We start from the raw sequence: 22,676 nt of genomic DNA on the forward strand, positions 1-22,676 counted from the left end.
CACTGTGCGCGCCGGCCCCATCTGGCCCGTAACCCTGGAGTGCGGAGACCTGGTCCTGAGGCCCATCAGGTACCGGGACAAAAAAGAGTGGACAGAAGTGCGGTCGCGCAACAGCCAATGGCTTTCACCCTGGGAGGCCTCCAACCCGGACCCGGCGGGCAGCCTTCCTGATTACCGGCAGATGGTCCGCTCCCTGAACTGGCAGGCGGCCCAGGCAACGGCGCTTCCGTTTCTGATCACCGAGCGGATCCCCGCCAGCCGGAACCCTGCGATAGTGGGTCAATTGACTGTTTCGTCGATTGTTTGGGGTTCGGCCATGATGGCCACCCTCGGGTACTGGGTGGACCAGTCGCGCGCGGGGCGTGGCATAGCGCCCACCGCCGTGGCTCTCGTGACCGACCACTGCTTCCGGACCCTGGGGCTGCACAGAATGGAAATCAACATCCGGCCCGAGAACGGGCCAAGCCTGCGGGTGGTGGAAAAGCTGGGTTTCCGGGACGAGGGATACCGGCCCCGCTACCTGCACATCGACGGCGAGTGGGCCGATCACCGGTCCTTTGCCTTGACGTCCGAGGAGGTTCCGGAGGGGTTGTTGCACCGCTGGCTTGCCTCCCGGCCGTCATAAATCCATTGATTTGTCAGCCGCGCCACGACACACCGCGCCTAATGCGGCTGCAGCCGCCGTGATGCTCATACGGTTTTGATTGTGGACTTCCCCCTTAGCAGCTCAGTGATCCTTGTGGTTGCCGTTGTGCTCTGGATTGTATGGGTTGCCCCCTACGTCCTCCGGAACCGCCGGCACCAGTTCCAGGCCGCCGGCGATTACCTGGCAGACGCCCCCGCCGATGAAGTACCGGACCCGCGAGCAGGGCTGGTTTTGAAGGTCGCCGCCCAGCAGGAGAAAGCCATGGACACCAGGAAGAGCACTGGATCAGCTACCGTCACGGCCAGCGCTGCGCCGACGGGCCAGTTCCGTATCCGCTACGGCCGCACGGCTCTTGCCCTCGTGGGACTGCTCGCCCTGTTGACCGCGTTCGTTTCTGCGGTCCTGCTGGCCTTTGGACTGGGCTCTCCAGTCCTGCCCCTGGGTTGCACGGCACTGACCGTGGTGTCGGTGGTCCTTCTCCGCTGGCTGGCAGTCCGGGACCGCAAAGCCAAGGTGGACGCGGCTTTCCGTTCAGCCATGACCGCACCGGCTCCCCGGCCGGCAGCGGCACACGTCCCGCCACGGCCGGAGGCCGCGCCGGTGCGCCCGGAAAGCCCGCTCTTTGACGCCGAGGCCCACAATCCCAAGGTCAAGCCCCTGACGGCAGTGGAACTGCGCGAGGCAGCCCTGGCCGTTGCCGTGGCAGCCGGTGACACCAGTGCAGTACAGGCTGCGCCGGCCACCACGTGGGAGCCCGTGGAGGTGCCCAAGCCGGTCTACGTCGAGGCGGCCAAGGCTGAGCGCCCCGCACCGGAGCCGCTTGAGCTGCCGGAGGCCCCCAAGGCCACCGGCAAGCCGTCCCTCAAGCAAGGCGCCGCCGCCACTCCCGCCTCCGCCACTTCCGCCGCCACGGCCCCGGAGGCCCAGCTCAGCAAGGCCCAGAGCGCACTCAGCAATCTCGACGACGTCCTGCAGCGCCGCCGCGCCTGAGACTTTCGGGAGGCGGCCGGGGTATTCCGGCCGCCTTTTGTATGCCGGTTGGCATTGGGCGCGGAAAATTTGTAGCCTAGGGTCACCGGTGCCGCACAGCAGTGCAGCGCGGCTCGTTCCGGGGTTATAGCTCAGTTGGTAGAGCGCTTCGTTCGCATCGAAGAGGTCAGGGGTTCGAATCCCCTTAGCTCCACAAATCACCCCCGGCCGCGTGGCGCTGCGGCCCCTGTTGCCTCCGGCCCTACAGCCAGCCCTTCTTCTTGAAAATCCCGTACATCAGCGCGGCCGTTCCTGCCATCAGACCGATCGCCATGGGATAGCCCAGCTGCCAGTGAAGTTCGGGCATATGGTCAAAGTTCATGCCGTAGACGCCGGCCACGAAGGACGGTGCGAAGAAGATGGCGGCCCAGGAGGAGATCTTTTTTACCTGCTCGTTCTGTTCTGCACTTGCCTCGTTTTGCCGGTTGGCAGTGAGGGTGCCGTCCAGGGTCAGTGCGTTTTGCAGCAGATCACGGAAGGAGTCCGCCCGGGAGATTACCCGCTCCACGTGGTCCTCCACGTCGCGCAGGTTGTGCCGGAGGTTGCTTTCGACACCGTACTTTTCAAAGCCCCGCTCCAGCTGGTGCAGCATGTCCGGCAGGGGGTGGATGGCCCGCTGGAACTGGATGACCTCGCGGGCGAGTTCGTAAATGCGGCGCGATACGGTGGTGTCGCCGCTGAACAGCTGGTCTTCAATCTCGTCGATGTCGTTTTCAAGCCCGGCCACCACGGGTCCATAGTCATCCACCACCCGGTCCAGCAGGGCGTAGAGGACGGCCTCCGGCCCGTGCCGCAACAGGTCCGGCCTGCTTTCCAGCCGCTGCCGAACCCTCGCCACGCCGGCGGTCTCGGCATGCCGGACAGTAACCACGAAGTTCTTGCCCGTGAAGATGTGCAGCTCACCGAACTCCACGGTTTCCGTGGCGTCCAGGTAGCGTGCCGGCCGAAGGACGGTAAAGAGATTGTCCTCGTAGCGCTCGAGTTTGGGACGCTGGTGCGCGGAGATGGCGTCTTCCACAGCCAGCGCGTGCAGCCCGAACTCAGAGGCCACCGCGGCCATTTCCTCCGCAGTGGGGCGGTAGAGGCCAATCCAGGCCATCCCCCCGTGGTGTGCCAGGGTCTCGAAAGTCTGTTCCAGGTTTTCGGGCTCGGCGTGGCGGATGCCGTCCACGTAAACCGCGTTGTCAATGATGGTCATGGCTTGCCGGGCTTTGCCAAAGTGGTCCGCGGCATCAGGACATGGCCCCGATGATGGCACCGGATACTGTCATGGCCAGCAGGTCGTGGCCGGAGTCGATGAGGGTAACAGCCGCAGGCCGGCCCGCGAAGCCGTTATGGATCACATGGCCGCCGGCACGGAAGACCAGTCCCAGCACGAAGGCGAACCAGCCACCGGCCAGGGCGTTGTCGAGCCCAAGCTTGCTGATCAGGACAGCCAGCAGGATCGCCGTCAGGGCAGCCGCCACCATCATGGGCACCCAGATTCCGGGTCCGCCGCTCATGTTCTTGAGATCGTCCTCGGTCTTTCCGATGGCTGCCATCCACCTGTTGCCCAGGACGGCGGGCATGTACCAGACAAAGCCCACGGCCATAGTGGCGATGAAGGCAAGCAGCACGGCGAGCCAGTTGATCTGTGAAACGTAAGAGAGCCAATCCATTCTGAAAATCCTAGCTGTCCGTCCCCGCCCCGGCGGCCCGCGGGGGCTTGCCCGGGCCGTGTTGGCCGGCTTCGGCGGCTTTGGTGAGGCCGCTGATCAGGGGCTCGGTCCGGTAGGGGATGTGCGTGTGCAGTGCCAGCACGGTTTCGGTACGGATAACGCCCTTGATCCTCAGCACCTGCCGGAGGGCCGCCTGGAGGTTGTGCGTATCGGTAGCCACCACCCGGCACCAGACATCGCCCCGCCCGGAGATCTCGTGTACCTCGAGGACCTGCGGAATCAGCCGCAACGCCCCCACCACCCCGTCCAGTTCCCGGTGCGAAACCTCGATGGTCACGAACGCCACCACGTCGTAGCCCACAGCCTCGAGGTCCACCTCGCGGCCCCCGGACCGCAGTACCCCGGCCCGGAGCAGGCGGCGCACGCGTGACTGCGCAGTGTTGCGGGCGACCCCCAAAGCATCGCTGAGCTCACCGATCTGGATCCTGGGGTCCCGGATGAGCTCCAGGAGGATTTTCAGGTCGGTAGGGTCCAGATTGTTCAAATGGTCACTCTCCATCACTGCAGCACCGAATATTTGATGATCCTGCTCAATTGTGGCACCCCATTCCGCTCGAACGAGCAGGAATGCTTCACGCTGGAGCTATCACATGTCCACCCGCGGCCGGGCACCCACAAGGACCACCTGCCGCGGCAGCAGCAAAGGCGGCACAATGACGGTCTTCAGCGAACTCCGCATGCGTCCGGCTCCAGCCACAACGGCCGGGTGGGATGCGTCGGTTACCGCACGCCTAATGCTCGCGGGTGCCGTCATCTTTACGCTCCTGGTGGGCGCCAATCTCGCCACCCCCCTGTACCCGCTTCTGCAGGAGGAATTCGGGCTGTCGCAGCTGGACGTCACTGCCGCCTTCACCAGTTACGTGCTGGCACTGATTGCCACACTGATGCTTGCCGGGCACTGGTCGGACCACATCGGGCGCAGGGCGGCCCTCATCCTGGCAGTTGTTGCCGGTTTGGCGGGCGGCTGGCTGTTTGCCGAGGCGCAGACCCTCGCCGGGCTGTGCGCCGGCCGTGCAATGCAGGGAATTGCCGTTGCCCTGGCCACCGGCGCCAGCGCCGCTGCCCTGCGTGAATTGCTGCCCTCACGCCCGGAGTGGGCCTCCCGCTTCACGCTGCTGGCCTCTGCCGGGGGAGTGGCTGCCGGCCCGGTGATCGGCGGGCTCCTATCCCTGCTTCCAGGGGCCACGTCGGCACCGTACTACGTCCACGCAGCCGTTCTCGCAGCGCTGCTGGTTCCGCTGTACCTCCTGCGGGCGCGCCCTGCCATCCAGCCGCCGAAGGGCCCCAGGCCGCTGTACCTGCTGGCACCGCGCCGGCCTTCCGTCACGCGGGAGGCGAGGGGCGCGTTCTGGCTGGCATCCGGCGTCGGCTTCCTGAGCTTCGCAGTCTTTGGCTTCTGCCTTTCGCTGGCCCCCGGCTACTTCGCCCAGGTCCTCGCCGTGGACAGCCGGCCGCTGATCGGTGTGCTGGCCGGCCTGACCCTCGCGGCGTCGGCGCTGACCCAGCTGGTGACGTTGCGGGGCCGCTATGTTGTCCCGGGCGGGCTGGCGGTCCTGGGCGCTTCCGTTCTCCTGCTCGGCGGGGCAGGGGCATGGAACAGTCCCGTGCTGCTGGTGGTTGCAAGCATTGCCGCAGGCGTGGGACAGGGCCTCGCCTTCCGTACTGTCTTCAATGATGTGGCCTCCAAGGTGGAGCCAGCCCGCCAGGCCCAGACCATCAGCACGGTGTACGTCATCACTTACCTGGGCAGCGCGGTCCCGGTCCTCGGGCTTGGCTGGGCCTCGGGCGTGTTTGGCCTCGCCCCATCCGTGGCCGGATTCGTGGTGCTCTGTGGCTTGGCAGCGCTCGTTATGGCTGCGGTCACGCTTCGCAGCGCGATGCGTACCCGCCGCTAGCCGCACGCTGGGCTGATACTGCTGCCGCGGCTATTCCGGGAGCGGGCCGTGGTTGCCCTGGATGTGTTCGAACACCAGAGTGGTTTCCGTGTGCCCCACCACCGGATCGGTGGCCAGGTTGTCCAGCACCCAGTCCCGCAAATCCTCGGTGGTGGCCACGGCGATGTGCAGCAGGTAGTCCACGGAGCCGGAGGTATGGAAGGTGGACAGCACTGCCGGCAAGTGTGGGACGCGGGCCGTAAAGCGGTCGATCTGGTCCCGGTCGTGCGCGCGGAGCCGGACTGCGACCAGGGCCTGGACAGACCTGCCGATGGACGAAAGGTTAAGCTTCGCCTCGAATCCCTGCACGATGCCCCGCTCCGTCAACGCACGGGTCCGCATCAGCGCGGTGGAGGGCGCTATGCCCACCAGTTCGGCAAGCTGCTTGTTCGAAATTCTTGCATCCTCCACCAAGGCAGCAAGAAGCCGTTCGTCGATGGCATCAAGGGGCTCCAGATGCACTCCCGGCCTGACGTTCCTGGCATTCGTGCTCACGGCGGCTCCTCCAAAAGTTCCTGCGTTCATCCTAGACGCAGGCGGTCCTGTTCAGGCCGCGCCGCGGGCCTCCCTGGGATGGACGACGGCGACTGTCACCGCGGTGAGGCAGGCGAGGATCATCACGGCGGCCGCCAGGGCGTTCCAGCCCAGGGACTGGAAGAGCAGGCCGCCGGCCCAGCCGAGAAAACTCGATCCCAGGTAGTAGGCAAGGTTGTACAGGGAGGCCGCCTGCGCCCGTCCTGCGCTGGCGATGGCCCCCGTCCAGCCCGCGCCGATGCTGTGCGCCGCAAAGAAACCTCCGGTGAAGACCACGAGCCCCGCGAGAATCAGCACAAGCGACGGTGCCAACGTCAGGGCGAGGCCCACCGTGGACAGGGCAAGTCCGGCGAGCAGCACGTTGCGGCGCCCAAAACGCAGGGTCAGCCCGGCTGCCCAGCGGGACGTGAAGGTCCCGGAAAGGTAGGCCAGGAAGATGAGGCTGATGACGGTGGTGGGCAGGCCGAAGGGCTGGCCGGACAGCCGGAAGCCCAGGTAGTTGTAGACGGCCACGAACCCGCCCATCATCAGGAATGCCTGGATGTAGAGGGCAAGGAGCCTGACGTTGCGCAGGTGGCCGCCAAGGGTACGCGCAGCTCCGCGGAAGCCTGGTGCCTTTGCCGCCGTAAACCCCCTGGCCCGGGGCACCAGCAGCAGGAAGGCGACAGCGGCCAGAGTGGCCAGGACGGAGACGGCAAGGGCCGCGGCACGCCAGCCCCACCACTCCCCGGCAGGCCCGGCCACCAGCCGGCCGGCCAGCCCGCCAAGCGTGGTGCCCGCGACGTAACTCCCGGCTGCCACCGCGGCATGGGCCTTGGTGACCTCCTCGTTGAGGTAGGCGATCGCGATGGCCGGGATGCCGCCGAGGGCCATTCCCTCCAGGAGCCGCAGGCCGAGGAGCATGGTGAAGCTGGTGGACAGTGGCACCAGCAGGCCAAGTACGGTAGCCACCGAGATTCCCCACGTCATTGCCTTGACCCTGCCGATCCGGTCGGCAAGGAAGGACCAGGGGATCACTGTGACCGCGAGCCCCACGGTGGCCAGGGAGATGGTGAGGGCTGCTTCTGCCGCCGTGATGTTCAGGTCCGTGGCAAGAATTGGCAGGACGGCCTGCGTGGAGTACAGCTGGGCGAAGGTTGCCACCCCCGCAAAAGCCAGGCCGGCAATGATGCGGCCGTACCCCGTGGAGCCTTTCGCGTGCCCATTCCAGCCTGCCGGGGAGGTGTGGTGGCCAGGGAGCGGAAGGGGGTGGGGCATCTGGCAAGCGTAGACCCGACCGGATGCCTGCCTCCAATGCATCTTTTATGCCAGACTCATATCAAATCCGGAACGATTATCCGCTTCGGTGCCGGAGCCAGGAGGAGCCATGGAGCCCGACCACAAACAGCTGGTGCAGCTTCTTCCGCTCCTGCCGCTGCTGGCCGAACTCGGACGGACCGAGCATGTCACCGAAACGGCAGAAGCCCTCGGAGTACCCCAGTCCACGGTGAGCAGGGCACTGGCGCGGGCCAGCGCCGTCGTCGGCACTGAACTCCTGGCCAGGGACGGCAGGGGAGTGCGCCTCACCCCCGCCGCCCGGTCCCTGTTGCCCTACATTGAACGGGCGCTCACCGAGTTCCAGGCCGGGCTGGACGTGGTCCGCAACGAGTCTGATGTTGTCCGTGGCCGGATTTCCGTCTCCTTCCAGCACACCTTTGGCGAGTCCACGCTCCCGCTCCTCATCAGTGCCTTCCGCAGCAGATACCCGGGCGCCGTCTTCACGCTGAGCCAGGGAGCACGCGACTCCTGCCTTGAGGAGTTGGCGGCCGGCGAGGCGGACCTTGCCCTCACTGCGCCCGTTGCCGCAGCCGGCCGGAGCCTGCTGTCCGCCCTGCTGTACCGGGAACCCCTGCGACTGGTGGTCCACCACACGCACGTGCTCGCAGGGCGCGGGATGGCCTCTGTGGCGGACATCCGTGCCGACCCGTTTGTGGCGCTCGGCCCCGGTTACGGTTTGCGTTCGCTGACCGATGCCCTGTTCCGTGAGGGGGGATACCGGCCCCGCATCGCCTTCGAAAGCCAGGACTCCCACACTGCCCGGGGACTCGTCTCGGCCGGACTCGGCGTCAGTATCCTGCCACCGGGCGGGGACTCTCCAGGCCGGACCGTCAGTGCCGAAACGGGAAACCTCGGCTGGGTGGAAGTGCCCCTTGGCTCTAATTTGGCCTTCCGCGACGTTGGCCTGAGCTGGCGGCAGCGCAGGCCGGAGGTTGAACCGGCAGCTGTCCGGTTGTTCCGTGAAATGGTCCTGACCGAGGGGCCGGAGCTGCTGGCCGGGCTGGTAAAGCGGCGGTCCCGCCTGGCCCGCGCCGGCGGGGACGGGAGCGGACCGTCACTGCCGCGGGTGACCAGTACCCTTGTGACGTGACGAACACCGAAAACCCCTCTGCACTTCCCGCCAACCTGCTGACGCCTCCAGTGAGTGTGCCGCGCGGCGTCATCATTGGCCTGGACATTGGCGGAACCAAAACCCATGGAATCCGTTTCGAGGACGGGATTCCGGTGGCGGATGAGTCGGCCGGCAGTTCAAACGTGCAGAACGTTACCCGTGAAGAAGCGGCCCGCAACCTGGCCACCCTTTTTGCGCTGATCGGCGGGGGAGTGGTGTCCCACGTGTATGCAGGGTCCGGCGGCATTGATACGGAGGAGGATGCGGCAGCCCTTGCCGCGCTGATAGAACCGCACGTTCCCGGTGCCCGGATCACCGTGGTGCATGATTCACGGCTGCTGCTTGCCGCCGGCCACGCCAGCACCGGAGTGGCCGTCATCGCCGGCACCGGCTCAGCTGCATGGGGCAGGAATGCCGACGGCGGCGAAGCCAGGGCGGGAGGATGGGGCTACCTTTTGGGGGACGAAGGCAGCGGCTATTGGCTGGGCCGCGAAGCGGTGCGGCACAGCCTGCAGCGGATGAACCAGGGCCTCCCGGTTGACCAGCTCACCGCCGCCCTTCTGCAGTCCTGCGGGGTTGACCATCCGAACCGCCTCATCGCGCAGTTCCACTCGCCGGATACAGGCCGCCGCTTCTGGGCGCAGCAGGCCAGGCACGTAGTGGAAGCGGCAGCGGCCGGCCACGCGGCGAGTTGCGAACTGCTGGAGCAGGCGGGCGGGGACCTGGCCAGGCTGGCTCTGCAGGTCCTGCAGCAGCTGGGTATTCCGGGTCCGGTCATCCTGGGCGGCGGCCTGGGCATGAATGTGGCTCCGCTCCAGGGCGCTTTCCGGCGGCACCTGGCAGACGGCGGGGTGACGGACGTCCGGGTCCTGGACCAGGAGCCGGTGTTCGGAGTGCTGCAGCTGCTGGCGGAACAGGCCTGACCTACGCCCGGAACGGCACGCCGGAAGATGCCTGGACGTTCTGTGCTGCGGTGTCCTAGACCGAGCGCTTGCGCGGAGTGAGCCGTACGGCCGGCAGCGGCGGCGCGGGGATGCGGCCGGCCTCCGCCCCGGCGTCCGGCCCGTGCCCCGGGACCAAACCGTAGCGGGCTGTTGCCGTGTCCCCGTCGGGCAGGGCTGCCTGGGCTTCCCACTCCTGCCGGGCCTGCTCCACTTCATCGTGCGTGCGCCCCACGAAGTTCCACCACATCAGCAGCTCCTCCTGGAGCGGCTCACCGCCGATCAGGAGGAAACGCGTCCCCGGCAACGCCTCCAGGCGCAGTTCCCGGCGCCCGGTGCCCAGGTAGCCCAGCGGTCCCGGCGGAACGTCTCGCCCGTCCAGCGTCAGCCCGCCGTCGAGCACCAGGACGCCGTGTTCAAAGTGCACGTTGAGGGGAAGCACCGCACTTCCTTCGCAGGAAACGTCTGCTCCCACAATCGGGGAATACATCGTGGCCGGTGAGGCAATACCGCCGAGTTGGCCCACCATCACGGTGGCGGTGAAGCCGTCGCCGGCCACCTTCGGAAGGTCGCGGTGCTGCTCAAAGGCAGGTTGCCGGTGCCGCTGTTCATCGGGCAGGGCCACCCACAGCTGCAGGCCGCGCTGCAGCGGCAGCCCGCCTCCCGGCGGAAGGACTGCAAACTCGGAATGGGACACGCCGTGCCCTGCCGTCATGATGTTCAGCTCGCCCGGCCGCACCACCACGTCACTGCCCACGCTGTCCCGGTGCCGGATGGTCCCGGCGAGCGGCCAGGTCACCGTTTGAAGCCCGATGTGGGGGTGTGGAAGCACCGACATGGCGGTGCGGTCCGGGCCGAAGCTGTCCAGGAAGCACCAGGCGCCGATGGTGGGAAGCCCGCGCTGAGGCAGCGTCCGCCGGACATTCATGGCACGCACCCCGCCAAGGGGCACTTCACGCTCGGGCCACAGCTGCAGGCAGGGGCCGGAGCTTCCTTCCGGGCTGGCCGGCGGGCAGACTTCCTGTTGGGGGGAAACTTCCAAGTTGGTCACCTCCCCACTTTAAGCCGGGCGGCCGCCCCCGCGGTATGTCCTGTCCGGTGGCCCGGGCGCCGGCCTGCCTCGCGTCGGGGCCGGCCCGGCCTGTCTCGCCCGGCCCGGCCCAATCCCGACCCATCCGGGCGGGAGGCCGGCCCCGAATGGTTACAGTAGGGATTCCTTTGCCTGAATTGGGGTGCGCTGCAGGTGTTGCGGCGTCCGGTTTGGGTTACCGTAACTATCAGCGTGCTGTGACAATTTCGCGTTGATGTCCGAAGCCGTCCAACAGAACAGGTAAGTCCACACCATGGACCAGGCCATGATCGAGTTTCAGAGCGTCACCAAGCAGTACCAGGGCGGGCAGCCGGCCGTGGACCAGCTCACCATGTCCATCAGCCCCGGATCCATCACCGTGTTTGTCGGGCCGTCCGGCTGCGGGAAGACCACATCTCTGCGCATGATCAACCGCATGGTCGAGCCCACCTCGGGTGTCATCACCGTGGCGGGCAAGGATGTCACGTCGGTCCCCGCCCCGGAGCTGCGGCGTTCCATGGGGTACGTGATGCAGTCTTCCGGGCTTTTGCCGCACCGCTCGGTCCTGGACAATATCGCCACCGTCCCCAGGCTGAACGGCGTCCCAAAATCCGAGGCAAGGAAACGCGCCCAGGAACTGCTCGACGTCGTCGGACTGGCCCCATCCCTGGCAAAGCGCTACCCCTCACAGCTTTCCGGTGGCCAGCAACAGCGCGTGGGCGTAGCGCGGGCCCTCGCCGCCGATCCTCCTGTGCTCCTGATGGATGAGCCCTTCAGTGCCGTGGATCCAGTGGTCCGCGACGAACTTCAGCAGGAGCTACTGCGGCTCCAGAAGGACCTGGCCAAAACCATCGTTTTTGTCACCCACGACATCGACGAGGCCACCACCCTGGGCGACAAGGTGGCCGTCTTTGCCACCGGCGGGAAGCTCGCGCAGTATGCCACTCCGGAGGAGATCCTGCGGGCGCCGGCAAACGACTTCGTGGCCTCCTTTGTGGGGAGGGACCGGGGGTTCCGCCACCTGGGCTTCACAGCGTCCGACGGCGTCACGGTCCACCAGGTGCCGACCGTGGTGCGTGGTTCCGACGGCGGCTTTCCTTCCGACCCCGCGCCTTCCGGCTGGCAGCTTGCGGTGGATGCCGAGGGGCGTCCGCTTGGCTGGCTGGGCCCCGGAAACGGTGCCGGGCTCATACCTGGCGGGTCACTCTTCCGCCCGGGGGAGAGCTTGCGCCGCGCACTTGACGCGGCCCTGTCCTCACCGTCTGGCCTCGGCGTTGCGGTCGATTTAGACGGCCGGGTACTCGGCGTCGTCAGGGGCGGCGAAGTCCTCGCCCTCATTGAAGAGGCGCGCCAGGTCAGGCAGGCTGCCCTCTGATGGAGTGGTTCCTCGCCAACAGCGGCATGGTCCTGGAACGGGCGGGCCAGCACATGGTGCTGGCACTGGTGCCCATGGTCCTGGGGCTGCTGATCTCCATTCCGCTGGCCCAGCTGGCGCGGCAGCACCCCATTCTGCGCTCGGTGGTGCTCACGGCGTCGTCGCTGCTCTACACGATTCCGTCGCTGGCACTGTTCATCATCTTGCCCACCGTCCTGGGGACCCGGATCCTGGATCCACTCAATGTGATGGTGGCCCTGACCATCTACGCCGTGGCACTGCTGGTCCGGGCTGCCCTGGACGCCTTCGACTCGGTGGACAAAGACGTCAGCCAGGCTGCAGTCGCCATGGGCTACAAACCCTTTGCCCGGTTCCTGCGGGTGGACCTCCCGCTGTCCCTGCCGGTGCTCTTCGCCGGCCTCCGGGTGGTTTCCGTCAGCAATATCTCCCTTGTCAGCGTGGCCGCCCTGCTGGGCGTGGGAAACCTGGGCATGCTGTTTACCTCGGGGCTGCAGCGGGGTTTCGTGACTGAAATTATGGTGGGCATCGTTGCCATCCTGGTCCTCGCGCTGCTGATGGACGCCATCCTGGTACTGCTGGAACGGCTGCTGACTCCCTGGGAGCGGGCCGGGCAGCAGGGGAACCGGAGACGGGTTGGCGCCGGCGCAGGAGAGACAATCGGCGCGGCCACGCGATTGTCCGAGCCCAAGGCCGGAGGTGGAAACGCATGAGCGTCTTCTCCGATACTTTCGCCTGGCTGGCCGACCCCCTGCACTGGACCGGCAGCGCAGGTATCCCCGCAAGGTTGGGCGAGCACCTGCAGTACACGGGGATCGTGATGCTGATCGCCACTGCCATTGCCGTCCCCGTAGGCCTCTACGTCGGCCACACGGGCCGGGGCAGGGTGGCCATTGTGGCCCTGGCCGGTGCCCTGCGGGCCCTTCCCACCCTGGGATTGCTGACGTTGTTTGTCCTGCTCGCCGGAATCGGGCTGATGCCACCCATCTGGGCCCTTGTGATCCTCACGGTGCCGCCCCTCCTGGCCGGAACCTATGCAGGAATTTCCAGCGTCGACCGCAACGTGGTGGACGCCGCCCGGGCCATGGGAATGACGGAGCGGCAAGTCCTGTTCCGGGCCGAACTGCCCAACGCCCTGACGGTGATGTTCGGCGGCTTCCGGACAGGGGTGCTGCAGGTGATCGCCACCGTCTCCGTGGTGGCCTACATCAACCTGGGCGGCCTGGGGCGGTACCTGTTCGATGGGCTCGTCCTCAGCGACTTCCCGCAGATGCTCGGAGGATCGCTGCTGATCGCCGTGCTGGCCATCGGCGTCGATCTGGTCCTTGCCCTAATCCAGAGGCTGTTCCTGACATCAGGGGCCTCGAAGCAGTCCCACCGCAGCCAGCAGGCTGCGGTCGATCTCACAGACCCCGTTGTCGCGGAGACTGTGGCACAAGGAGGAAAGTCATGAAAGAGAGCCGACCACAAGGCTTTGGCAGGCGGGCATTCGGCGGGGTAGCTGCCGGCATTGGCCTCGCCATGGCACTGTCAGCCTGCGGTGGATCGTCCGATCCGCTGAGCAACGCCCCGGCAACCAGCGGCACTGCCACCGGGGGAGCCACCTCCCTGGTGATCGGTTCGGCGGACTTCCCCGAGAGCCAGATCATCGCCGAACTGTATGCAGGGGCGCTGACAGCGGCCGGCGTCACCGCCACCACCAAGCCGAACATTGGCTCCCGCGAGGTCTACTTCAAGGCAGTCCAGGACGGATCAGTGGATGTGATCCCGGACTACACCGGCAACCTGCTGCTGCACGTGGACAAGGAAGCCAAGGAGGTCTCGGCAGACGAGATCGCCAAGGCCCTGCCGGACAAGCTGCCCGACGGCCTGGCCGTGCTGGAACCCGCCAAGGCCGAGAACAAGGACGCCATGGTGGTCACCAAGGCAACCGCAGAAAAGTACCAGCTCAAGTCCATCGAGGACCTGGCCAAGGTCTGCAGCGAACTTGTGGTGGGAGCCCCGGCCACCTTTGCTGAGCGCGCCTACGGGCTGCCCGGCCTGAAGAGCAACTACAACTGCGAGCCAAGGAAGCTGGAGCCCTTCAGCGACGGCGGCGGCCCGGTGACGCTCAAGGCCCTGCTCGAAGACCAGGTCCAGGTGGCGGACATCTACACCACCACCCCGTCCATCGCCGACAACGACCTCGTGGTCCTCGAGGACCCGAAGAACAACTTCATCGCCCAGCAGGTCATCCCGCTCTACAGCGAGGCCAAGATGACGGACAAGGCGAAGGAAGCGCTCAACTCTGTGTCGAGGATCCTCACCACCGAGGACCTGATCAACCTCAACCGGGCAGTCAGCGGCAGCCAGAAGCAGGGCGCCAAGGAAGCGGCTGAGGCCTGGCTCAAGGACAAGGGCATCATCAAGTAGGAGCGCACCTGCCTGCCATGCCAGTACGACGGCGGCTGCCGGACTGCGGGGGTTCCTGAACTCCCTGTCCGGCAGCCGCCGTCGTTAATCCCCATGTGGCTGACTGACCGCCCGCGGCGCGCCCGCCGGCGTGTGGCCGACGTCTCAGCGGATGCCCATCCCTCCTGTGGCATATTTGATGGATGGCAGAATTCAAGCAGTCCACGAAGCTCAACAACGTCCTTTACGACATCCGTGGACCGATCCTTCAGGCCGCCCAGCAGATGGAGGCGGAGGGCCACCGGATCCTCAAGCTGAACATCGGCAACCCGGCGCCGTTTGGCTTCGAAGCGCCGGACGCCATCCTTGTGGACATGATCCGCCACCTGCCGCACGCCCAGGGCTACAGCGATTCCCGGGGCATTTTCTCCGCCCGGACCGCCGTCTCGCAGTACTACCAGACCCGCGGGATCCAGAACATCCACGTGGACGATATCTACCTGGGCAACGGCGTCAGCGAGCTCATCACCATGTCCTTGATGGCCCTGCTCGACGACGGTGACGAGGTCCTGATCCCCACACCCGACTACCCGCTGTGGACCGCATCCGTGGCGCTCGCCGGCGGCAAGCCGGTCCACTACCTCTGCGACGAGGAATCCGGCTGGCAGCCCGACCTTGAGGACATGGAAGCCAAGATCACGCCGCGGACCAAGGGAATCGTGGTCATCAACCCGAACAACCCCACCGGTGCCGTCTACCCCGAAGACACGCTGAAGAAGATCGTGGCGCTCGCGGAAAAGCACGGGCTGGTGATTTTCGCTGACGAGATTTACGAGAAGATCCTGTACGAGGACGCGGTCCACGTGAACCTGGCCAAGCTCACCGGCGACCACGTCCTGTGCCTTACCTTCAGCGGGCTGTCCAAGGCCTACCGGGTGTGCGGCTACCGTGCCGGCTGGATGGCGATTTCCGGTCCGAAGAAGGACGCAGCGGACTACCTTGAGGGCATCAGCCTCCTCGCCAACATGCGCCTCTGCGCCAACGTGCCGGCCCAGCACGCCATCCAGACGGCGCTCGGCGGCTACCAGAGCATCAACGATTTGATCCTGCCCGGCGGCCGGCTGCTCGAGCAGCGAAACAAAGCGTACGAGATGCTGAACGCCATTCCGGGCGTGAGCACACAGCAGGCCAAGGGTGCCCTCTACCTTTTCCCCCGTCTCGACCCCGAGGTTTACCACATCCGGGACGACGAGAAGTTTGTCCTCGACCTGCTCCGGGAGCAGAAGATCCTGGTCTCCCACGGCCGCGCGTTCAACTGGGTGCGTCCGGACCACTTCCGCATGGTCACCCTGCCCAACGTCAAGGACATCGAAGAGGCAGTGGGCCGGATGGGGGACTTCCTAAGCAGGTATCAGGGGAACTAGCCTGTGGTCACGGGCGCCTCGGGCCCGTGTACCTTCGCGGAAAGGATCCTCCCATGGCCGGCGTCGTCCAGTTCGATCAGCACCCCTCCGAAACCCTTAGGGCAGGGGAGGGGTTTTCCCTGGAAAGCGTGGATCCCGATTCCACTCCCGGCTACCGCGGACGCAAGCAGGACGGCCAGGTGCTGCTCGCGGAACTGGACGATGATCTGGGTGTCCTCCAGGAAAAGCTTTTTGCGGAGTCCCGCTTCGGCGGCAACAAGCGGATCCTGCTGATCCTGCAGGCCATGGATACCGCCGGGAAGGGTGGCATCGTCACTCACGTCATGGCTGCCATGAACCCCCAGGGTGTCCAGTTCAAGGCCTTTAAAGCGCCCACCGAGGAAGAGAAATCCTACGACTTCCTGTGGCGGATCGAGAAGGAAGTTCCGGCAGCGGGAATGGTGGGCGTTTTTGACCGCTCACACTATGAGGACGTGCTCATCCACCGCGTGCACGGCTGGGCCGGCCCCGACGAACTTAAACGGCGCTATGTGGCCATTAACGAGTTCGAGTCCCGGTTGGCCGACTCGGGGACAAAGGTGGTCAAGGTCATGCTCTATATCAGCGGCGAAGAGCAGAAGAAGAGGCTCCTGGCCAGGCTGGACAACCCGGCGAAGCACTGGAAGTACAGCCGGGGCGACCTGGAAGAGCGTGCGTTCTGGGACGATTACATGAAGGCCTACCAGGCGGCCATCGATGAGACCAGCACCCCCGATGCACCTTGGCACATCGTTCCTGCGAACAAAAAGTGGTACGCCCGGATCGCCGTGCAGCAGCTGCTGCTGGGGGCGCTGTCCGGGCTGAACCTCGAGTGGCCCAAGGCCGACTTCGATGTTGCTGTTGAACGCCGGAATGTAGCCCGGTCCTGACGCCCTACATCGGCTGGTCGCGGGCGGCGGCCAGCCGCTTCCTGGCGCCTTCCAGCCATTCCTCGCACCGGGCGGCCAGCGCCTCGCCCCGTTCCCAGAGAGCCAGGGATTCTTCAAGGCTGGCACCGCCGGCTTCCAGTCTGCCCACTACCGCGACGAGCTGCTCGCGCGCTTCCTCATAGCTCAGCGCCGCGACGTCTGTTCCTGGCTTCTGCTCAGTCATGTGGTTCTCCTTGTTCAAACGTGCCGGGTTGAATGTCCGGTTGAGGCGTGGCTGGTGGCGCGCTCCCTGCATGGGCTGCGCCGAGGGGGGCCGTGCCCGTGGACGTGGCGCCGAAGCGGCCCTCTGCAACCCGGACCGAGAGCGGCGTCCCCTCCGGCGCCTCGGCGGGGCGGCGCACCACAGCATGCCCCGCGCTGCCGCGGCTTGCAGCCAGTGCACCGGCGAGTTCGACGACGGCGTACCCCCGGTCGAGTGTTTTCTGCGGGGACAGTGCCCGCACCTGGGCCTTCAAGTGCTGCAGCTGGTCTGCTGCGCGGACAACCGTGGAACTCACCGCGGCCGAGGACCGGCGGAGCAGCCGCTCAATTTCCTCCGAGCGGATGGTTACGAGGCCCTCCGGTGCTGCCAGTACCGGCCTTGAGTGCAGGGATGCAAGCCGGTCCGATTCCTTGTCCACCAGGCGTTCTATGCAGCGGCGCAGCTGCTCCCTGGCCTGGCGGACCCCGGCCAGTTCTTCGGACACTTCGGGCACGATCCGCTTGGCCGCGTCCGTGGGAGTAGAAGCGCGCAGATCGGCGACGTCGTCCAGCAGCGGCCTGTCGGCTTCGTGGCCGATGGCACTCACCACCGGGGTGGCGGCGGCTGCCACGGCGCGGACCAGTTCTTCACTGTTGAAGGGCAGCAGGTCTTCCAGTGCGCCGCCGCCGCGGGCGATGACGATAACGTCTACTTCCGGACGGGCGTCCAGTTCCCGCAGCGCGCGGACCATCTGGGACACGGCAGTGTTTCCCTGCACTGCCACTTCGCGGATTTCGAACTCAACGGCCGGCCACCGCAGGGCGGCGTTCCGGAGGATGTCCTTTTTAGCGTCGGAATCGCGGCCGGTGATAAGGCCGATGCGGTGCGGCAGCAGGGGCAGCGGCTTCTTGCGTGAGTCCGAAAAAAGCCCCTCGGCGGCGAGCGCCTGGCGGAGGCGCTCGATGCGGGCAAGGAGGTCGCCCAGGCCCACCGGCCTGATGTCCCGGACCAGCATGTTCAGCCGGCCGGTCTTCATCCAGAACTCGGGCTTCAGGAGGGCCACTACCCGGGAACCGCGCTCCAGCGGCAGGTTCTGGCGCTCCAGCACTTTGGTCCACACCGAGGCGGGCAGCGAGACTTCCGCGTCAACGTCCCGCAGGGTGAGGTAGGCGTTGGTGCCGCGCCGGTTCAGTTCAATGACCTGGCCTTCAACCCACGCTGACGGTGTGCGGTCGATGTGGGCTTTCAGCTTCTGCGAGAGAAGCTGTAGGGGCCAGGGATTGTCCGGGGTGGTTTCCGCGGCTGTCGCCGGCAGGGTGGTGGGCGCAGCCAGTTGCTGGCCGGGGGCCGGTAGTGAGGCCTGTTCAGACATGCGAACTCCCTTGCGGGGCTGGAGCTGCGGGCATGGGGTCCTTCGTCTGTTGTGCGGCGGTCGTTCAACCTTATCCATAAGCTGTAGCACGCGGGGCTGACAGTGGCTGGCCAGGAAGCCCGCCTAGGATGGGTTGACCGCCATCGACCTGAAGGATCTGCTGTGCGTACTTTTATTTCCGCTGCTGCCACCGTGCTGGCCGTACTGCTTGCCGCTGTGGCAGTGCCGGCCATCTGGCTGGACCGCAACATCGTCCAGGAGCAGGGCTTCGTGGAGCTGGCGGCACCGCTGGGCAGGAATTCGGAGTTCCAGCAAGGACTGGCAACAGCTGCGATCGGAACGATCGACACCAGCGCGGTCCCGGGCTTTCTCGCCGACCTGGTCCGGCCGGTGCTGGAGAACGCCGCGGCGTCCCTCACCGGTCTTCCCGGCTATCCCGCTGCATGGGAAGAAACGCTGCGGAGAAGCCACCGCCTAAGTTTTGCGGGCAGGGAGGCCGGCAGCCCTGATGCTGGGTCTGCCTCCTCCCTGACCCTCGACGTCGCTCCGCTGGTGGCGCTGGGCGCGGAGGAAATTTCCCGCACCACCAGGCTTCCCCTGGAGCCGCCGGAGGAAACGCTGATCAGCGTGGGCCAGCCCGAGCAGAAGGAGTGGACCGAGCGGCTGGGCACGTACGCCCCCGCGGGTTACCTGCTGGCCGGGGGATCGGCAGTGGCGCTGCTGCTGGCCTTCGTCGCCGCGCGCCGCCGCTGGACGGTGCTTGTGGGTGCAGGAGTTGGCGCATTGCTGCTCGCGGCTCTTTGGGCGCTCGGAACTCAGGTTGGCTCCGCTGCCGTACTCACTGCTGACAGCGGAAATGAGGTGGCCAACATGTTCAGGAACGAGTTCGTAGCGGCGTCCGCCGCCCACTTCCAGTCGTGGACCTGGGCAGCGGCTGTCACCGGCGGAGTCTTGCTGCTGGCGGGGATTGTGGCCGGCCTCATACCGCGAAGGCGGGCACGGGCAACCCGGTAGAATCGAGTCATGACCCCCTCAGCTGTTTCCCTTTCGATGCCCACTATCCCGCGTAGGCGCCGCTCTCCTGAGGAAGTAGCTGCTGCAGCCCCAGTGTCCGGAGCCAAGAAGGTGCTGCTTGCAGCGCCGCGTGGGTACTGCGCCGGTGTTGACCGTGCCGTCATCGCGGTGGAGAAGGCCCTGGAGCACTACGGCCCTCCCGTGTACGTGCGCAAGCAGATTGTGCATAACGTCCACGTGGTCAGCTCCCTGGAGGAAAAGGGCGCCATCTTCGTAGAAGAAACGGACGAAGTGCCCGAGGGTGCCCTGGTGATTTTTTCTGCCCACGGCGTATCGCCGGCCGTTGTCCAGTCCGCTGATGACCGCGGCCTCCGCACCATTGATGCCACCTGCCCGCTGGTGACCAAGGTCCATAAGGAAGCCGTGCGCTTCGCGAAGGACGACTTCGACATCCTGCTGATCGGCCACGACGGCCACGAGGAAGTTGAGGGCACGGCGGGTGAAGCTCCTGAACACATCCAGATCATCAATGGCCCGCACGAAGTGGACAAGGTAACGGTGCGGGACCCGGAAAAGGTCATCTGGCTTTCCCAGACCACCCTCAGCGTTGACGAGACCATGGAAACGGTCCGGTTGTTGAAGGACCGGTTCCCCACGCTGCAGGACCCGCCCAGCGACGACATCTGCTACGCCACCACCAACCGGCAGGTGGCCATCAAGAAGATCTCTCCGCAGGCCGAGCTGGTCATCGTAGTGGGTTCGGCGAACTCCTCAAACTCCGTGAGGCTGGTGGAGGTTGCGCTTGAATACGGGGCAAAGGCCTCCTACCGGGTGGACTTCGCCAATGAAGTGGACGAGGCCTGGTTTGAAGGCGTCGCAACAGTGGGTGTGACGTCCGGGGCATCCGTACCCGAAGTGCTGGTGCAGGACGTCCTGCGCCTGCTGGCCGACTACGGCTACGGCACCGTCGAGGAAGTCGTCACCGCCGAAGAGGATCTCCTCTTCTCGTTGCCCAAGGAGCTCCGGGCAACCCTGAAGCAGGCCGGCGATGTCACCCGTGCCCTGGGTGGACGCCGCCCGCGCAGCTGAGCGTCAGGGCAGCTGACAGTCAGGAACGGGCAGGACCTGGCAGCCGTTGGCTGCCAGGCCCTGTGCGTATCCGGACGTAGCTGTCCTGGAGTCTTCCCCGGGATCTACCCGGCCGGCCTCAGGCGGCCTCGTCCTCGCTTTGGAGTTCGGGGGCGGCCAGCGCGCGCGGCGTGACCTCCACCACCGGAGGAGTGGCCAGGCCGGATTCTTCCAGCGAGTTCAGCTTCCGGGCAGTGGGAAGGACACGCGCCTCCAGCGTGCCCACCATGGAGTTGTAGCGGTCCACGGATGTTTTCAGGGACGACCCCAGTTTGGTGACGTTCTCGCCCAGGGTTCCCATCCGGTCGTACAGCTGCCTGGCGAGGTCGAAGAGTTCGCGGGCGCTGTCCGTCAGGACATCCTGCCGCCAGGTGAAGGCAACAGATTTCAGCACGGCCAGCAGCGTGCTCGGCGACGCCAGCACCACGTTCCTGGACAGCGCATGGTCAAGGAGCTCGGCATCGGCCATCAATGCAGCGGCCAGGATCGATTCCGCCGGGATGAAGCAGATCACCAGCTCGGGGGAGTTTCCGGGGATGTCCCAGTACTTCTTGTTGCTGAGTGAGTCCACGTGGGCTCGCAGGGCCTTTGCGTGGGCCGCCAGCAACGCCTGCTGCGGGCGGCGGTCTGTACTCACCACCGGCCCGGCCTGCGCCGGCCGGGTATCCATGGACGCGCCGAGCTCCTGGGCTTCGAGGTAGGACGACAGGGGAACCTTCGCATCGACCACCAGCTGCTTTTCGCCGGGAAGCTGGACCACCAGATCCGGGCGGACCGACGACTCGGCGCCGGAACTGTGGACCTGCTCGATGAAGTCAACATGACGCAGCATTCCGGAGGCCTCCACTACGCGCCGCAACTGGACCTCACCCCACTGCCCCCGCGCACTGTTGGACCGCAGGGCAGACTCCAGGGCGTGGGTTGACCGGATCAGCTGCTCATCCGAGAGCCGGGCCTCCTGCAGCTGCTGGGCGAGCTGGCCGTACTGTTCCAGCCGGTCGCGCTCCAGCAGTGCCACCTGCTGCTGCACTGCCGTCAGTTTTTCGGCCACGGGCGCGAGCGCGCGGAGCACACTGCCGTCCTGGGACCGCGACTCGCCCAGCTCACGGTTCTGTGCGGCCAAAAGCCGTCGCTCGGCGTCGGCCGCGGCCAACTGTGCGCTGACCGCCGAAAGCCTCGACGAGACGGCGTCGAAATCCTCTTCCACGGCGCGGCTGTTTTTCCGCAGCGCAAAGTATGTGGCCGCGGCGCCCGCAAGGGCCCCCAGTAACAGCATGAACAAAGCCAGTATCAGCGCGAATGCATCCATGTGCCCACTGTCGCATGGGGCTGTGACATTTTCCCGAAGCGACATATCGGCCCGCCTCCGAACAGCTGTCAGGCCTGCTGCGGGTAGAATCAATGCTCGTGGCTCTTACTATTGGCATCGTCGGACTGCCCAACGTCGGCAAATCAACCCTCTTCAACGCACTGACCCGCAACCAGGTCCTGGCGGCGAACTACCCGTTCGCCACCATCGAGCCCAATGTGGGCGTTGTCAGCCTGCCGGATCCCCGGCTCAAGCAGCTTGGCGATCTCTTCAACTCCCAGCGCCTGCTGCCCGCCGCAGTCTCCTTCGTGGACATCGCCGGCATTGTCAAGGGCGCCAGCGAGGGCGAAGGCCTCGGAAACCAGTTCCTGGCCAACATCCGCGAAGCAGAAGCCATTGCGCAGGTGGTGCGTGTCTTCGACGATCCCGACGTGATCCACGTTGACGGCAAGGTGGATCCCCGCTCGGACATGGAGACCATCAACACCGAGCTGATCCTCGCGGACCTGCAGACCATCGAAAAAGCCATTCCGCGCATCGAAAAAGAAGTAAAAATCAAGAAGCGCGAGGCCGCCGAGCTGAACGCCATCCTCGCCGCCCAAAAGGTGCTTGAGCGCGGCGACACCATCTTCTCCTCCATCAAGAGCGACAAGCTGGAAATGGACCACCTCAAGGAGCTCAGCCTGCTGACGGCCAAGCCCTTCATTTATGTCTTCAACGCTGACGAAGGAATCCTCGGCAGCACGGAAAAACAGGAAGAGCTCCGCGCCCTCGTGGCCCCGGCCGACTGCATCTTCCTCGACGCCAAGCTCGAAGCCGACCTCGTGGAGCTGGATGAGGAGGAAGCCCGGGAGATGCTGGAAATGAACGGCCAGGACGAATCCGGGCTGGACCAGCTGGCCAGGGTCGGGTTCCACACACTGGGGCTGCAGACATACCTCACCGCCGGTCCCAAGGAAGCGCGTGCATGGACCATCCACCGCGGCGATACGGCTCCCCAGGCCGCCGGTGTGATCCACACCGACTTCCAGCGCGGCTTTATCAAAGCCGAAGTAGTCTCCTTCAACGACCTCATCGAAGCCGGGTCCATGGCGGAGGCCAAATCCCGGGGTAAGGTCAGGATCGAAGGCAAGGAATATGTCATGGCCGACGGCGACGTGGTGGAGTTCCGCTTCAACGTCTGATGAGGGCCCGGCC

23 protein-coding genes and 1 tRNA gene are annotated in these 22,676 nt (G+C 66.0%); 15 read left to right on the top strand and 9 right to left on the bottom strand.

What is annotated here, in order from left to right; translation table 11 throughout:
- Positions 1 to 4: 4 nt before the first annotated feature.
- The 3 genes from ACFVYC_RS01140 (at position 5) to ACFVYC_RS01150 (ending at position 1,829) form a co-directional block, all read left to right on the top strand.
- Positions 5 to 625: a GNAT family N-acetyltransferase gene (locus tag ACFVYC_RS01140; protein WP_387545647.1), complete on the top strand. Its 621-nt coding sequence runs from the start codon at positions 5 to 7 to the stop codon at positions 623 to 625.
- A gap of 81 nt (positions 626 to 706) precedes the next feature.
- Positions 707 to 1,636, top strand: coding sequence for a hypothetical protein (locus tag ACFVYC_RS01145; protein WP_387545650.1), 930 nt, complete (start codon positions 707 to 709; stop codon positions 1,634 to 1,636).
- A gap of 120 nt (positions 1,637 to 1,756) precedes the next feature.
- Positions 1,757 to 1,829, top strand: a tRNA-Ala gene (locus tag ACFVYC_RS01150).
- Positions 1,830 to 1,877: 48 nt separating this feature from the next.
- Here the strand turns inward: ACFVYC_RS01150 and corA are convergent.
- The 3 genes from corA to ACFVYC_RS01165 are packed head-to-tail and all read right to left on the bottom strand — an operon-like array spanning position 1,878 to position 3,877.
- Positions 1,878 to 2,873: a magnesium/cobalt transporter CorA gene (gene corA, locus ACFVYC_RS01155; RefSeq protein WP_387545652.1), complete on the bottom strand. Its 996-nt coding sequence runs from the start codon at positions 2,871 to 2,873 to the stop codon at positions 1,878 to 1,880.
- A gap of 34 nt (positions 2,874 to 2,907) precedes the next feature.
- Positions 2,908 to 3,333, bottom strand: a complete 426-nt coding sequence (locus ACFVYC_RS01160) for a DUF1761 domain-containing protein (RefSeq protein WP_387545654.1) — start codon at positions 3,331 to 3,333, stop codon at positions 2,908 to 2,910.
- 10 nt (positions 3,334 to 3,343) lie between these two features.
- Positions 3,344 to 3,877 carry an Lrp/AsnC family transcriptional regulator gene (locus tag ACFVYC_RS01165; RefSeq protein WP_387545657.1) on the bottom strand — a complete coding sequence of 178 codons (534 nt, stop codon included), beginning with the start codon at positions 3,875 to 3,877 and terminating at the stop codon, positions 3,344 to 3,346.
- Between the two features lie 169 nt (positions 3,878 to 4,046).
- Here ACFVYC_RS01165 and ACFVYC_RS01170 point away from each other — a divergent pair, with 169 nt between their 5' ends.
- Positions 4,047 to 5,288, top strand: a complete 1,242-nt coding sequence (locus tag ACFVYC_RS01170) for an MFS transporter (protein WP_387545660.1) — start codon at positions 4,047 to 4,049, stop codon at positions 5,286 to 5,288.
- Positions 5,289 to 5,318: 30 nt separating this feature from the next.
- Here ACFVYC_RS01170 and ACFVYC_RS01175 read toward each other — a convergent pair whose 3' ends face one another.
- Together ACFVYC_RS01175 and ACFVYC_RS01180 are read right to left on the bottom strand one after the other, a co-directional pair.
- A complete protein-coding gene (locus ACFVYC_RS01175) occupies positions 5,319 to 5,822 on the bottom strand; it encodes an Lrp/AsnC family transcriptional regulator (RefSeq protein WP_307094416.1) in 504 nt (167 codons plus the stop codon).
- Positions 5,823 to 5,873: 51 nt separating this feature from the next.
- Positions 5,874 to 7,118 carry an MFS transporter gene (locus ACFVYC_RS01180; protein ID WP_387545664.1) on the bottom strand — a complete coding sequence of 415 codons (1,245 nt, stop codon included), beginning with the start codon at positions 7,116 to 7,118 and terminating at the stop codon, positions 5,874 to 5,876.
- A gap of 109 nt (positions 7,119 to 7,227) precedes the next feature.
- On the opposite strand from ACFVYC_RS01180, the gene ACFVYC_RS01185 reads away from it, so the two are divergent.
- Both ACFVYC_RS01185 and ACFVYC_RS01190 read left to right on the top strand, forming a co-directional pair.
- Complete coding sequence (locus ACFVYC_RS01185; RefSeq protein WP_387545666.1) at positions 7,228 to 8,268, top strand: LysR substrate-binding domain-containing protein; 1,041 nt, start codon at positions 7,228 to 7,230, stop codon at positions 8,266 to 8,268.
- Entirely contained in the window at positions 8,265 to 9,212 is a 948-nt protein-coding gene (locus ACFVYC_RS01190; RefSeq protein ID WP_387545668.1) for an N-acetylglucosamine kinase, read from the top strand. The genes ACFVYC_RS01185 and ACFVYC_RS01190 overlap by 4 nt, the downstream gene beginning before the upstream one ends.
- 55 nt (positions 9,213 to 9,267) lie before the next feature.
- Here ACFVYC_RS01190 and ACFVYC_RS01195 read toward each other — a convergent pair whose 3' ends face one another.
- Positions 9,268 to 10,281 (bottom strand): pirin family protein, encoded by a 1,014-nt coding sequence (locus ACFVYC_RS01195; RefSeq protein ID WP_387545670.1) that lies wholly within the window; start codon positions 10,279 to 10,281, stop codon positions 9,268 to 9,270.
- Positions 10,282 to 10,573: 292 nt separating this feature from the next.
- On the opposite strand from ACFVYC_RS01195, the gene ACFVYC_RS01200 reads away from it, so the two are divergent.
- The 6 genes from ACFVYC_RS01200 to ACFVYC_RS01225 all read left to right on the top strand — a co-directional run bounded on the left by ACFVYC_RS01200 (position 10,574) and on the right by ACFVYC_RS01225 (position 16,415).
- Positions 10,574 to 11,674: an ABC transporter ATP-binding protein gene (locus ACFVYC_RS01200; RefSeq protein WP_387545672.1), complete on the top strand. Its 1,101-nt coding sequence runs from the start codon at positions 10,574 to 10,576 to the stop codon at positions 11,672 to 11,674.
- The gene (locus ACFVYC_RS01205; RefSeq protein WP_387545675.1) at positions 11,674 to 12,405 is read left to right on the top strand and encodes an ABC transporter permease; all 732 of its coding nucleotides are present in this window, start codon (positions 11,674 to 11,676) and stop codon (positions 12,403 to 12,405) included. The genes ACFVYC_RS01200 and ACFVYC_RS01205 overlap by 1 nt, the downstream gene beginning before the upstream one ends.
- Positions 12,402 to 13,145, top strand: a complete 744-nt coding sequence (locus tag ACFVYC_RS01210; protein WP_387545678.1) for an ABC transporter permease — start codon at positions 12,402 to 12,404, stop codon at positions 13,143 to 13,145. The genes ACFVYC_RS01205 and ACFVYC_RS01210 overlap by 4 nt, the downstream gene beginning before the upstream one ends.
- Positions 13,142 to 14,104 carry an ABC transporter substrate-binding protein gene (locus tag ACFVYC_RS01215; RefSeq protein ID WP_387545681.1) on the top strand — a complete coding sequence of 321 codons (963 nt, stop codon included), beginning with the start codon at positions 13,142 to 13,144 and terminating at the stop codon, positions 14,102 to 14,104. Before ACFVYC_RS01210 ends, ACFVYC_RS01215 begins: the two co-directional genes overlap by 4 nt.
- A gap of 182 nt (positions 14,105 to 14,286) precedes the next feature.
- Positions 14,287 to 15,507: a pyridoxal phosphate-dependent aminotransferase gene (locus tag ACFVYC_RS01220; protein WP_387545684.1), complete on the top strand. Its 1,221-nt coding sequence runs from the start codon at positions 14,287 to 14,289 to the stop codon at positions 15,505 to 15,507.
- A 53-nt stretch (positions 15,508 to 15,560) separates the two neighbouring features.
- Positions 15,561 to 16,415 (top strand): polyphosphate kinase 2 family protein, encoded by an 855-nt coding sequence (locus ACFVYC_RS01225; RefSeq protein WP_387545686.1) that lies wholly within the window; start codon positions 15,561 to 15,563, stop codon positions 16,413 to 16,415.
- 4 nt (positions 16,416 to 16,419) lie between these two features.
- On the opposite strand, the gene ACFVYC_RS01230 is transcribed toward ACFVYC_RS01225, so the two are convergent.
- A complete protein-coding gene (locus ACFVYC_RS01230) occupies positions 16,420 to 16,638 on the bottom strand; it encodes an exodeoxyribonuclease VII small subunit (RefSeq protein ID WP_387545688.1) in 219 nt (72 codons plus the stop codon).
- Entirely contained in the window at positions 16,631 to 18,028 is a 1,398-nt protein-coding gene (gene xseA, locus ACFVYC_RS01235) for an exodeoxyribonuclease VII large subunit (RefSeq protein WP_387545691.1), read from the bottom strand. The genes ACFVYC_RS01230 and xseA overlap by 8 nt, the downstream gene beginning before the upstream one ends.
- Positions 18,029 to 18,190: 162 nt before the next feature.
- Between xseA and ACFVYC_RS01240 the strand changes: the two genes are divergently transcribed.
- Positions 18,191 to 19,042, top strand: coding sequence for a hypothetical protein (locus ACFVYC_RS01240; RefSeq protein WP_387545692.1), 852 nt, complete (start codon positions 18,191 to 18,193; stop codon positions 19,040 to 19,042).
- A gap of 9 nt (positions 19,043 to 19,051) precedes the next feature.
- Positions 19,052 to 20,131, top strand: a complete 1,080-nt coding sequence (locus tag ACFVYC_RS01245; protein WP_387545694.1) for a 4-hydroxy-3-methylbut-2-enyl diphosphate reductase — start codon at positions 19,052 to 19,054, stop codon at positions 20,129 to 20,131.
- A 118-nt stretch (positions 20,132 to 20,249) separates the two neighbouring features.
- Here the strand turns inward: ACFVYC_RS01245 and ACFVYC_RS01250 are convergent, their stop codons facing one another.
- A complete protein-coding gene (locus ACFVYC_RS01250) occupies positions 20,250 to 21,479 on the bottom strand; it encodes a DNA recombination protein RmuC (protein ID WP_387545696.1) in 1,230 nt (409 codons plus the stop codon).
- 98 nt (positions 21,480 to 21,577) lie between these two features.
- Here ACFVYC_RS01250 and ychF point away from each other — a divergent pair, with 98 nt between their 5' ends.
- Entirely contained in the window at positions 21,578 to 22,663 is a 1,086-nt protein-coding gene (gene ychF / locus ACFVYC_RS01255) for a redox-regulated ATPase YchF (RefSeq protein ID WP_387545698.1), read from the top strand.
- Positions 22,664 to 22,676: the final 13 nt, after the last annotated feature.

The organism is Pseudarthrobacter sp. NPDC058329 (assembly GCF_042879835.1).
Lineage (GTDB): Bacteria > Actinomycetota > Actinomycetes > Actinomycetales > Micrococcaceae > Arthrobacter.